Genomic DNA, 11222 nt, shown 5'->3' with positions numbered 1-11222 from the left:
ATTGGTCACAGGTCGAAAATGTCGATAGCTCCTTTCTGACATTTGCTCGAATTGTGCGGCTTTCAGGTCGCACTGCCAGTAGATCATGACGCCGTGACCGCCGTACCGGGCGTGGAACTCGGTCATCAGATTGGAGTCCCAGGAGGCGAACCGCTTGGAGTCCGAGGCGGTGCTGGTCGCCTCGCCCCACCAGCTCGGCTCGCGGGCCTCCAGGGTGGCGTTGACCACCGCGACGATCGCCGCCCGCAGGTTCTGACGGGTGAGGTAGGTCGCGCGCACGTGCCGCAGCGCGGCCTCGTCCTGGCCGTGGTCGCCGGTCGCGGCCATCTGCCGGATTCCCATGTTCGTGCGAGCGCGAAGCGTACGAGCAGCAGTCGGCGGTTCAGCGTCTGCTTGTCCAGCACCTCCCGGGTTGCCACCGATGTGAAGGCGTCGATGAGGAAGGCGGTGTCCTTGAGGACGTCGAGCAGGTCGATGGTGCCCCACCGGCGCTGGACTTCGGCCTTCAGTTTGCCGAGGTTCTTCGGCTCGGGCAGCTTGTCGAGCTTGGACCCACGGTTTACCGCCCCGGGTGATGATCCGCACTCCGCCGGCGCTGCCCTGGGTCAGGCCGGTGTTCAGCTTGTCCAGGGCTACGTACTGAAACTGATAGCTAACTCTTCGCATATCGCCCGATTGGTTTGCAGGACTGGTCAGGGTGGCGGCTCACCGAAGCCATAGGAGGTCCAGGCCGGGTAGATCGGCTGGCGCGGGTCTCCAACATGGGATGATCTACCTTGCTCCATCCACGCTTCGGGTGACATTTCCGGACAGGCCCCAGTCTGGCCGGAATGGGGAGAGGATGGGGTCACGGAACTCGGTGAGGATCTCCGTGGCGAGCAGTCGGCCCAGGAGCGGGGCGAGGGTGATCCCGCTATGCGCGGAGAGTTCGTAGTAGCCGGGGAGAATCGCGCTTTCGCCTACGGCGGGCTTGCCGTCGGCTGGTGTCGGTCGTGGGCCTCGGGTGATTCGTCGTGGTGTGATGTGACCGGCGTCCGGGAACATGCGTCGGGCTCGGTCGAGGAGGGTTTCGGCGGCGAGTTCGGCCGTGGTCCGGTCGTGGTCGAAGAGGCGATCAATCTCGTGGCTGTGCAGAAGGGCACGACGGGGCCCATCAGGGCGGATGCCGAGCTGCGGGGTGCGGACGACGGTGGTCACAAGATCTCTGTCGGTGTCCGTTGCCACGACGAACCCGGACGTGACGTGAAGGGGCGGACGCGATACGGGGAGTTCGATGTCGGCGGCTCCGGCGCCCGTGGCGTCGACGACGCGGTCGGTGTCGGTTCGGTCTCCGTCAGCGAAGGTGATCTGAAGGCGGCCTGATCCGCTTGGGCTGATCGCGATGGCTTTGCGGTGCTGCATGGTGAGGCCGGTGAGGAAGTGCGCGCGGAGGGCTTCCGGGTCAGCCCATCCGTCGGCGGGGAACCACGCGACCGCGAGTGGTGGCGTGTCCAGGCGCAGGTGGGGTTCGCGTTCGCGGAACGCGCCGACGGGGAGGATCTCTCCGCCGTATCCGCGGGAGCAGGCGGCGTTGACTCGCCGCTCGGCGATGCGCAGGGAGTCTGGGCCGGTGGCGACGAAGTGCTGGCCGGTGAATCGGACGGCGGCTGCTCCGAGGGTGTGGGCGATGCGGCGGTACTCTTCGACGGCGCGGTCGTTGAGGGCGCAGAGGTCAGGGTCGCTCTTCGCGCTGCCGTTCACACACGCGAAAGACGCCGTCGTCGACCGAGCATCGCGCGTGTCCGCGTCGATGAGGGTGACGTGCGCGCCCTGGCGAGCCAGATGGTGTGCGGTGGCGGCTCCGAGGATGCCGGCGCCGAGGACGGTGACACGGGCGGGTGCGGTCATGAGAGGTCTGCTCGCTTGCCTTCGTCGTCGGGCAGGAAGATGTGGATGTCGTCTGGTCGCGCGTGGACGGTGGCGCTCTCACCCGCGCGGGGGCCATATCGCTCTCGTACGCGCAGCGGTGCGGAGAGCCCGCCGATGTGGACCATGTGATCGTGGCCGAGCATCTCGCTGAGCGCCACGCGACCTGTCACGGTGAGGGCGTCCGGTCCTCCGTCGCCACGCGTGAGCGACTCGGGGCGGATGCCGAGCGTGATGCGCTGCCCTTCGAACGATCGCAGCCGCTGTGGCAAGGCCACGGTGTTGTCACCGGAGCGGAACCGGCCTTCCTCGACGTGTCCGTCGATGAGGTTCATTCCGCCGAGGAATGATGCGACGAACGCGTTCTCGGGCCGGTTGTAGACCTGGTCGGGGGTTCCGTTCTGGGCGATCCTTCCGCCGTTCATGACGACGACTCTGCTGCCGAGGGTGAGTGCTTCGACTTGATCGTGGGTGACATAGACCATGGTGGTGCCCAGATCCCGCTGCAGGGCGAGGAGCTCCGCTCGCATGTCGACGCGTAGTTGCGCGTCCAGGTTGCTCAGCGGTTCGTCCATGAGGAGGACCCGCGGGCCGCGCACCAGGGCCCGGCCGATGCCGACTCGTTGGCGCTGTCCCCCGGAGAGCTCGGCCGGTTTCCGCTCGAGGAGCGCCTCGAGGCGCAGCAGCCGCGCGACCGCCTCGACCCGGCCGCGGCGTTCTTGTTTCGGCACGCGTGCCATCTTCAGCGGGAAGGCGATGTTGTCATGGGCGGTCTTGTCCGGGTAGAGCGCGTAGTTCTGAAAGACCATCGCCACGCCCCGACGTTGCGGTTCCATCGTGGTGACGTCTCGTCCGGCGACGTGGATGGAACCGCCTGTGGGTTGTTCGAGCCCGGCGATGCCACGCAGCAGGGTGGTCTTTCCGCAACCGGAGGGGCCGACGAGGACGGTGATCTCCCCGGGCAGGCAGTCGAGGTCGATCCGGTGGAGCGCGAGCGTACCGGATCCGTAGCGTTTGCTGACCTGGCGGATGGTGACACCGGCCGGCTCGGCCACAGCCGGCTCCTCCCGCATGGCGTCGGCCGCGGGCGGGTAATCGCCGAGGGTGGTCATGACAGGAGTCCCTTCGCGGCGTCGGCGGCCTCGTTCAGCGCGTCCTGGGGAGACTTTTCACCGGTGACCGCCCGGTAGATGCCGTTCTGGAGCTCCTTGGCGATCTCCGGACCGCGCTTCCCGGGCCAGCTGAACCAGCGGACCAGGTCCGTGCTCTGCTTGAGCGCCGCGGTGCGGGTGGGGCTGCTCTTCAAGAATTTCGCGAGGTACTCGTCGCTTTCGGCGGCGTAGTGGTTGACGGGCAGGTAACCGGTCGCTTTCGTGGTGGTCGTGGATCCCGCCGGGCCGACGAAGGCCTTGAGCGCCTTCCACGCCAGCTTCTGACGTTCGGGGGCGGTCGCGGTGATCACCAGAGCGTTCCCGCCGCCGGGCGCCTGCCGGTCCCCGCTGGTCGGAATGGGCAGTTCGGCGGTGCGCAGGTCGAACCCGGAGGTGCGTTCGTAGTTCGCGACCTGCGCGCTCGAATCGATCGCCATCGCGACGTCACCCCGGAAGAACGCCTCCCGCCCGTCGTCGGTGCCGTACGCGGGCATGAGGCCCGCTTCGACCATCCCCCGCCAGAACTCGAGCACCTTGACGCCCGGGTCCTTGTTGAAGGTGACGGCCGTCTCGGCGTCGTTCATCATGGAGCCGCCGTTGGAGCGGAGGAAGTTCTCGAACGACCACACGCTCTCGAAGTCCGACCAGTGACCGTATTTGGCGGTATGGGAGTCGACGATCGCGCGAGCGGCGGTCTTGACCTCGTCCCATGTCCGCGGCGGCTTGCCGGGGTCGAGGCCGGCCGCGGTGAACAGATCGGCGTTGTAGTACATCACCAGCATCGAGACCGCGTTCGGCATGCCGTAGAGCTTGCCGCCGACGGTGGTGAGGTCGAGCATCTCGTCGCTGTACTGCCGCAGGTCGAACTCCCTGTCACCGCTGGTGAACTGACCGAGAGGGACGGCGGCACCGGCTTCGACGAGCATGCGGACCTGATTGAGCCCGATCATGGTGATGTCCGGCGGGGTTCCCGCCGTCCGGTCGTTCTGCAAGCGGGCGAGGCTGTCTTCGTAGGAGTTTCCAGCCAGTTGAAGATCGACGGTGAGGCCGGTGCGTTCTTTCACGCTGCCGGCGATCTCGCCGAACGGCTTGGTGAACAGGCCGTCGAAGGCGTAGACGAGCGTGACCTTGTCCCCTGCCGCGTCGGGAGCCGAAGCGGTGGTGTCCGCGGAGCAGGAGGCAAGGAGGGAGATGGAAGCCGCCGCGGCGGCCACGGTCACGCCGATCCGGCGGAGGGAGGTTCTCATGGGTGTTCTTTCTGTGCTGGTTGGAGTCAGTCGGAGGTGAGGCTGAAGCCGGCGATGAACTGTCGCTGGGCGATGAGGAAGCCGATCAGCAGGGGCACGATCGCCAGGAGCGAGACAGCCATCTGCGCGCCGTAACTGGTTCCGGATTCGAAGCTGACGAACCGCACGATCCCGAAGGGAACGGTCGCGTTGTCGGTGCTTCGCAGGACCACGGAGGGCCAGAAGTAGTCATTCCAGTGCGAGACGAAGCTGAAGACGCCGAAGGACACCAGTGCGGGTTTGACGAGAGGGAACACCACTCGGGTGAGGGTCGCCCAGCTTCGTGCCCCGTCGAGGCGGGCGGCGTCGAACACCGACTGCGGGATGGTGAGGATGAACTGGCGGAGCAGGAAGATCCCGAACGCGGAGCTGACGAACGGCAGCACCAGACTCGGCATCGTGTCAAGGATCCCTAGCCTGCTGAACAGCAGGTAGATCGGGACGGCGACGATCTGTGTGGGGATCATCAGGCAGGTCAGCACGATCCACAAGCTCAGACTCCGGCCCCGGAACCGCAGCCGAGCCAGCGCGTACGCCGCCGGCAGGCACACCGTCACCTGGAGGCCGAAGATCATCGTGGCGGTGATGAAGCTGTTGATGTAGTAGCGGAGCATCGGGACTTCGCGGAACACCTCCGCGAAGTTCGCGAGGGTGAGTTCGGTCGGCAGAAACCCGTCGCGGAAGACTTGATTCTGTGGGGTGAAGGCGGTCAGCACCATCCACACGAACGGGGCGAGGATCGCGACCGCGCCGACCGCGAGGGCCAGATGGATGCCCGCCTGCGCGAGGGGGCGCGCTTTCATCGCGATCCCGCTTTCTCCAGGCGGGTGCCGAATCCGCGCATCTGGCAGGCCGTGACCAGCAGGCACAGCAGGAACAGGACGACGGTGGTGACGGCGGCCGAGCCGAAGTCGACGTTGCGGATGCCCTGTTGCCAGAGCAGGTGCGCGAGTGTGGTGGTGTTCTCGCCTGGGCCGCCGCGGGTCATCACCTGGGCTGTCTCGAACATCCGCAAGGCCGACGTTGTGGAGATGACGATGGTGAACACCGTCGCGGGGGCGATCGCCGGCCAGGAGACGTGCCAGAACCGGTGCCAAGCTCCAGCACCGTCGAGCAGGGCGGCTTCCTGGAGGTCTTTGCGGACGCCGGTGAGGCCGGCGAGGAAGATGACGGCGTTGTAGCCGATGTTCTGCCAGTTGCCGACGATGGCCAGACCGGCGAGGGCGAGGTCGCTGGAACTGAGCCAACCGGTGCGTCCGATGAGCCCACCGAAGACGTGGTCGAACAGGCCCGACTCGGGGTAGAAGATCCACCGCCACGCCGCGGCCATCGCCACCAGCACCGCCGCGGTCGGGAGGAAATAGATGGCCCGCCAGATCGCCTGACCACGGGTGAGCGCGTTGATCCCGACGGCGACGAGCAGGCCCCCCGCGACCGAGGTCGGCACGGTCATCAGCGTGTACAGCAGCGTGTTGCCGAGCGCGTTGAGCAGTGCGGGGCTGGTGAGGACGCGGGCGTAGTTGTCGATGCCGACGAAGGTGATCTGCCCGCTGAGCGGGCTCCAGTCGAACAACGCGATCGCGAAGGCCAGAACAGCCGGCAGGGCGACGAACAGCAGCAGCAGGCCGGTAGCCGGGCTCAGCAGCGCGGCCGGTTCGAGCCGGTTCGGCAGCCGTACCCGGGGAGCCGGGAAATCGACGGGTCGCAGCCGCGCACGTGCCTGTTCGATGTCGGCGGTTCTGGCGGGAAGGGTCATGGTCATCGGCCGGCTCCGAGGGCGGCGGCAAGCCGTCGCACCCCGTCCGAGACGGTCTCGGGTGCCCCCGCATAGCTCACGCGTACGTGTCCCGGCGCCCCGAACGCGGCGCCGGGGACGACCGCGACGCCCGAGTCCTCGAGTAGCCGGCCGGCCAGCTCCGTGTCATCGAGCCCCCCGTGCGCGGATGTGGGCGGGAACAGGTAGAACGCTCCCTCGGGGGCCGGAAAGGAGATTCCCGCGGCAGAGAAGACGCCCATCAGCTCGTCGCGCAGGCAACGCAGTTCGCGGCGGGTCTCGGTCGCGACATCGGGCCCGGTGAGCGCGGCCAGAGCGGCGGCTTGTGCGACCCGGCTGACGTTCGAGCTGGTGTGTGACTGGATCGCGATCGCCGTCGCGGTGATCTCCGGCGGGGCGATGAGCCAACCGGTCCGCCAACCGGTCATCGCGTGGCTCTTACTGGTGCTGCCGATCGACACCACGTCGCACCCGGCGTCCAGAGCGGCCCGTGGGGTGGGGCGGATATCGGCGAAGCGCAGGTCGCGATAGGTGTCGTCGGAGATCACCCAGATGCGGTGGCCGGCCGCCCACCGCACGATCTGTTCGAGTTCGGTGTCGTCGTGGACGGCCCCAGTGGGGTTGTGGGGCGAGCATATGATCACCGCACGCGTCGCCGGAGTGCGCACGGCGTCCAGGTCCGCCGCACCGGGAAGGACATGCCCCTCGCGCGGGTACGCGAACACCGGCGTGGCGCCGGCGAGACGGATCGCCTCGGGGAAGGTGACCCAGTACGGCGCCGGAACGATCACCTCGTCACCAGGGCCCGCCAGGCTGCGAAGCGCGTTGTGGAGAGCCTGCTTCGCCCCGTTGGTCACGGCGACCTGGGCACGATCAGCGCGGATGCCGAGGCTCCGCGCCGCCCACCCGCTGATCGCGTCGCGGAGCTCGGGGTCGCCCGCCGCGTTGCCGTACCCGTGGCGAGAAGGGTCCTGAGCTGCGGCGATCGCCGCGTCGACGATGTGCCGCGGCGTGGGCATGGACAGCTCTCCCGCAGTGAGGTTCACGACGTCGCGTCCCTGCGCTTGCAACGTGCGGGCGAGCTCGCGCAACGATCCTGTAGGGGAAACGCTCACCTGGTGAGCAGTCATCGATAGGGCCTTTCAGCGAGAGTCGGAAGGCCGGCGAGGGCCTCAAGGATGGGGGTGCCGTCCACCTCATGCATGAGCGGGACGCCGAGGATCTCCAGCACGGTCGGGAGAACGTCGGGCAAGCCGACGGGCCGGCTGACAGTGAGCGCCCGCGCGATATGAGGGCCGTGGAGGATGAGCGGGATGCCGACATCGTCAGGCAGGAGGGTTCCGTGGGTGGCTGCGACCGTGCCGTGCGGATCGACCGGTAGCGCGTACGGGTCCACGGTGACCAGGACCGCGGGGCCGAGAAGCGGATGATCGCACCCGGCCTCGGCCATCGGCCGCACTCCGGGAACCCCGTACTCCGCGTCGGCGTACACGCAATCGGCCCACGCCTGCTCACGACACCACCGCACGAGATCACGACGCAGCGATGGACGCGCGTCCGCTGCGAGGTGGAGAGCGAAGGCCGCACCGCTGACACAGATCGTCACCAGTTCGGCCAGCGCCGCGGGCAGGTGGTCGAACAGCTCCTGCCCGAGCAGCGCACCTGGTGGAAGAGCGACCATGCCGTGGTCAGCGGTCACGATGGCGTCGACCGATCGGTTCCTGAGGCGCACAGAGGCGAGCAGCCGGTCCAGCTCCGCGTCGATATGACCAAGCATCGTGGCGGCCGCGCCCAGTCCCGCGGCGTGCCGGGTCTCGTCCGGTTCGCCGCACCAGAACACCAGCACGTCCGGATCGATCCGGTCGAGCAACGGCCCGGACGCGGCGTCCACCGCCCAGGAGAGCATCACATCCGCATCCGACGGCGGAGCGCCATGATCGCGCTCGAGAAGGGGACGGAGCGACGCCGGCAACACAGGCCCGACGACCGGATCGGCGGAGGCCATCACCACCGCTCCCCCGGCCGAGTCCACTTCGGGGTGGAGCAGATACGCGCACCCGGCACTGCCGGTGCCGACGACCATCACCCGCAGGCCCACCGCGGCGAGAATCTCCCCGAGCGTGGGCACCTCCACCGCCCGCCCGCGCACGGACCGCATCGTGAGGACCTCTCGGACCGCACCGGTGTTCAGGACACCCTCAGGGGTCCAGATCCGGTTCCCGATCACCCCGGTTCGACGCGGTAGACAGCCCGTCACCAGCGAAGCCGCCGCGGCACGGGTCACGGACGGCAGCACGGTACGCGCGGCCGTGCACCGCACACCGTCTTGGGCGAGACCCGACAGCGCGGGCATCACCCGCCCGGTGATGTCATCCGCACGCAGCCCGTCAACGACGAACAGCACGACCCTGGGTCGCTTCGCGGAACGTTCACGCGCCTGGCCTTCAACGTTCATCGTCCGCAGCCCCTCCCATCCGTATGGCACCGAACCCTTGCGAGTAGACTTTCTAACGTAGGGCTCTGAACGGAAAGTAAACTCCAAGCAAGCGGTCAGGTAGTTCTGGAAAGGACACAGCGCAGCGATGCCGTCACACTCCCCCGAGCCACGCCCCGCACAAGATCCGATGAGAGAGGTCCTCGCTCGCAGCAGGAGCAGCTACCCGTCACTGTCCAGCGCCGAGCGCCGCGTCGCCGACGCGCTCGAAGCAGCACCCCAGGAGCTGCTCCGGCTCCCGCTCAAGGCGTTCGCGGAACGGGTCGGCGTCGGTGAGGCGACCGTCGTCCGCTTCTGCCAGTCCATCGGCTACGACGGTTTCCGCGGACTGCGGATCGAATTGGCCACCCGCGCGCTCGTCACGACCAGCGACCCCCTGTCCCCGGTATCCCCGAGCGACGACGTCGCGACCATCACCGACAAGGTCCTGCGCTCCGGCATCGACGTGCTCACCGACACCCTCGCCACCATCGACAAGAGCGCCGTGTCCGCCGCCGTCGACGCGATCGCCGAAGCCTCGCGCGTGGAATGCTTCGCTGTCGGCAGCTCCGTCCCGATCGCTCTCGACCTCTACTACCGGCTGCTGCGACTCGGCGTGCCGACCAGCGTCGCGACCGACCCGCACATGCAAGCCACCTCCGCCGCCCATCTGACGGACACGGCCGTCGCGCTCGGGATCTCGCATACCGGGCGCTCGTTCGAGACGCACGCGACCTTCCGATACGCGAAAGCCGCCGGCGCCAAGCGGATCCTCATCACCAGCTACCGCGGCACACCGATCGGGGAGCTCGCCGACATCGAAATCGTCGTCGCCTCCCCCGAACCCACCCTCCGCCCGGACGCCGTCTCCAGCCGGCTGGCGCACCTCGCCGTCGTCGACGCCATCAGCGTCGCGCTCGCCATGAAAGACCCGGAACGCGCGGACGAAGCACTTCTGAGAGACGACGCCATCATCGCCGAGCGAGAGGTCACCAAATGACCCCCATCACCCTCGCCGTCCTCGACCTGGCAGGCACGACAGCCCAGGACAACGGCATCGTCGAAAAGGCCGTGCGCACCGCCGTACACACCATTACCGACGGAAACACCCCGCCCCACCTCGCCGAACGCTTCCACGCCATGCGCGGCGGCTCCAAGATCGACATGTTCCGGCACATCCTTGACGGCGACGCGCACCTCGCCGACCGAGCACACGACCTCTTCGAACAAGACCTCCTCGAACGCATCCGCGCCGGGCAGGTGCGGCCCATCCCCGGCGCCGCCGACACGCTCGCGCACCTCCGCGACCGCGGCATCCGTACCGCGCTGACCACCGGCTTCTCCCCGGCAGTGCGCGACGAGCTGCTCGACGTCCTCGGGTGGCGACCCCTGATCGACCTCGCGCTCTCGCCGCGGGACGCCGGACGCGGCCGCCCGCACCCCGACCTGATCTGGACCGCGGCGCTCCGGCTCCACGCCGGCAGTTGTACGAGCATCGCCGTGGCCGGCGACACCAGCAACGACCTCCACGCGGGAACACGAGCCGGCGCTGGAATCGTCGCAGGCGTCCTCACCGGCGCGCACGGGCGCGAACGGCTCGAACTCGCCCCTCACACCCACATCCTCGACACCGTCAACGGCCTGCTCCCCCTCATCGACGGCGCCCGCGGCGAGTAGCCGATCGCGGCGCCCGGACCGCTCAGCTTCCGACATCCTCGCCATTGCGAGAACCAGGCAGACCAAGCTAGGGTGACTGGTATAACTGGTCCACTGAGGAGTTGAGTCCGTGCGCGTGCCGCCAACCGTGTTCCCCGATCCCGAGGCTCTGGGACGCGCCCTCGCCGCGGAGATCGCGACGGAGCTCGAAGACGCCGCCCGCCGCGGCCGGCCGTACGTTCTCGGCTGTCCCGGCGGGCGCAGCGCGCACAGCACCTACTCGGCGCTGGCGGACGAGGTCGCGGCCCGGAGGCTGGACCTGGGCCACGTGGTGATCGCCATGATGGACGAGTACGTCGTCCGCGCCGAGGACTCCGGCCTGTTCCGCCGGATCGCCCCGGGCCTGCCGCACAGCTGCGTGCGTTTCGGCCACGCCGAGATCGTCGAGCCGCTCAACGCGGCGGCCGGCGCCGGGCGCGGCATCACCCACGACAGGCTCTGGGTGCCCGATCCCGCCGACCCCGACGAGTACGACCGCCGGATCGCCGGCATCGGCGGCGTCGACCTGTTCATCCTGGCCTCCGGCGCGAGCGACGGCCACATCGCCTTCAACCCCGTCGGCACCGGCGCGAACACCCGCACCCGCGTGGTGGAACTGGCCGAGCGGACCCGCCGCGACAACCTCGTCACCTTCCCGACGTTCGGCGGGCTGGAGGAGGTCCCCGCGTACGGCGTGACCGTGGGCGTCGGGACCATCCGGGACCTGTCGAAGCGCGTCGTGATGGTGGTGCACGGCGCGGACAAGGCCGAGGCGGCGCGCCGGCTCGCCGCGGCCGAGGGCTACGACCCCGGCTGGCCCGCCACCGTTCTGAGCGACTGCGCCCGGCCCCGCCTGCTCGCCGACGCGGCGACCGGCCTGGTGGCCGCGCAGCCCGCGTTCGACCGTCCCTGACCTGCACCTAGCCTCTATTGACACC

11 protein-coding genes are annotated in these 11222 nt (G+C 68.6%); 3 read left to right on the top strand and 8 right to left on the bottom strand.

Annotated elements, in window-relative coordinates:
* The 8 genes from ACGFJ2_RS56040 to ACGFJ2_RS56005 all read right to left on the bottom strand — a co-directional run.
* Positions 1–342, bottom strand: a 342-nt coding sequence (locus ACGFJ2_RS56040) for a Tn3 family transposase (RefSeq protein WP_393483110.1), incomplete at its 3' end; no start/stop codon positions are given.
* Positions 343–771: 429 nt separating this feature from the next.
* Positions 772–1887 carry an FAD-dependent oxidoreductase gene (locus ACGFJ2_RS56035; RefSeq protein WP_358182355.1) on the bottom strand — a complete coding sequence of 372 codons (1116 nt, stop codon included), beginning with the start codon at positions 1885–1887 and terminating at the stop codon, positions 772–774.
* Positions 1884–3017 carry an ABC transporter ATP-binding protein gene (locus ACGFJ2_RS56030; RefSeq protein WP_393483105.1) on the bottom strand — a complete coding sequence of 378 codons (1134 nt, stop codon included), beginning with the start codon at positions 3015–3017 and terminating at the stop codon, positions 1884–1886. Before ACGFJ2_RS56030 ends, ACGFJ2_RS56035 begins: the two co-directional genes overlap by 4 nt.
* Complete coding sequence (locus ACGFJ2_RS56025) at positions 3014–4303, bottom strand: ABC transporter substrate-binding protein (protein ID WP_393483102.1); 1290 nt, start codon at positions 4301–4303, stop codon at positions 3014–3016. The genes ACGFJ2_RS56030 and ACGFJ2_RS56025 overlap by 4 nt, the downstream gene beginning before the upstream one ends.
* 26 nt (positions 4304–4329) lie before the next feature.
* A complete protein-coding gene (locus tag ACGFJ2_RS56020) occupies positions 4330–5145 on the bottom strand; it encodes a carbohydrate ABC transporter permease (protein ID WP_364009211.1) in 816 nt (271 codons plus the stop codon).
* Positions 5142–6104: a carbohydrate ABC transporter permease gene (locus ACGFJ2_RS56015; protein ID WP_393483099.1), complete on the bottom strand. Its 963-nt coding sequence runs from the start codon at positions 6102–6104 to the stop codon at positions 5142–5144. Before ACGFJ2_RS56015 ends, ACGFJ2_RS56020 begins: the two co-directional genes overlap by 4 nt.
* The gene (locus ACGFJ2_RS56010) at positions 6101–7162 is read right to left on the bottom strand and encodes a pyridoxal phosphate-dependent aminotransferase (RefSeq protein ID WP_393483096.1); all 1062 of its coding nucleotides are present in this window, start codon (positions 7160–7162) and stop codon (positions 6101–6103) included. The genes ACGFJ2_RS56015 and ACGFJ2_RS56010 overlap by 4 nt, the downstream gene beginning before the upstream one ends.
* An 80-nt stretch (positions 7163–7242) precedes the next feature.
* Positions 7243–8571 carry an alkaline phosphatase family protein gene (locus ACGFJ2_RS56005; RefSeq protein ID WP_357957142.1) on the bottom strand — a complete coding sequence of 443 codons (1329 nt, stop codon included), beginning with the start codon at positions 8569–8571 and terminating at the stop codon, positions 7243–7245.
* 169 nt (positions 8572–8740) lie between these two features.
* Between ACGFJ2_RS56005 and ACGFJ2_RS56000 the strand changes: the two genes are divergently transcribed.
* The 3 genes from ACGFJ2_RS56000 (at position 8741) to ACGFJ2_RS55990 (ending at position 11197) form a co-directional block, all read left to right on the top strand.
* Positions 8741–9589 carry a MurR/RpiR family transcriptional regulator gene (locus tag ACGFJ2_RS56000; protein ID WP_357957144.1) on the top strand — a complete coding sequence of 283 codons (849 nt, stop codon included), beginning with the start codon at positions 8741–8743 and terminating at the stop codon, positions 9587–9589.
* Positions 9586–10266, top strand: a complete 681-nt coding sequence (locus tag ACGFJ2_RS55995) for an HAD family hydrolase (RefSeq protein ID WP_357957146.1) — start codon at positions 9586–9588, stop codon at positions 10264–10266. Before ACGFJ2_RS56000 ends, ACGFJ2_RS55995 begins: the two co-directional genes overlap by 4 nt.
* A 109-nt stretch (positions 10267–10375) precedes the next feature.
* A complete protein-coding gene (locus tag ACGFJ2_RS55990) occupies positions 10376–11197 on the top strand; it encodes a 6-phosphogluconolactonase (RefSeq protein WP_393483091.1) in 822 nt (273 codons plus the stop codon).
* Positions 11198–11222 lie beyond the last annotated feature (25 nt).

Source organism: Nonomuraea sp. NPDC049028, from assembly GCF_043197735.1.
Lineage (GTDB): Bacteria > Actinomycetota > Actinomycetes > Streptosporangiales > Streptosporangiaceae > Nonomuraea.
The sequence above is the reverse complement of the archived record's forward strand: the minus strand, read 5'-3'. Positions and strand labels throughout refer to the sequence as shown.

Excerpts from the sequence above, each read along its gene's own strand:
- ACGFJ2_RS56035 (WP_358182355.1), bottom strand. The coding sequence starts at position 1,887 with ATGACCGCACCCGCCCGTGTCACCGTCCTCGGCGCCGGCATCCTCGGA.
- ACGFJ2_RS56030 (WP_393483105.1), bottom strand. The coding sequence starts at position 3,017 with ATGACCACCCTCGGCGATTACCCGCCCGCGGCCGACGCCATGCGGGAG.
- ACGFJ2_RS56025 (WP_393483102.1), bottom strand. The coding sequence starts at position 4,303 with ATGAGAACCTCCCTCCGCCGGATCGGCGTGACCGTGGCCGCCGCGGCG.
- ACGFJ2_RS56020 (WP_364009211.1), bottom strand. The coding sequence starts at position 5,145 with ATGAAAGCGCGCCCCCTCGCGCAGGCGGGCATCCATCTGGCCCTCGCG.
- ACGFJ2_RS56015 (WP_393483099.1), bottom strand. The coding sequence starts at position 6,104 with ATGACCATGACCCTTCCCGCCAGAACCGCCGACATCGAACAGGCACGT.
- ACGFJ2_RS56005 (WP_357957142.1), bottom strand. The coding sequence starts at position 8,571 with ATGAACGTTGAAGGCCAGGCGCGTGAACGTTCCGCGAAGCGACCCAGG.
- ACGFJ2_RS56000 (WP_357957144.1), top strand. The coding sequence starts at position 8,741 with ATGAGAGAGGTCCTCGCTCGCAGCAGGAGCAGCTACCCGTCACTGTCC.
- ACGFJ2_RS55995 (WP_357957146.1), top strand. The coding sequence starts at position 9,586 with ATGACCCCCATCACCCTCGCCGTCCTCGACCTGGCAGGCACGACAGCC.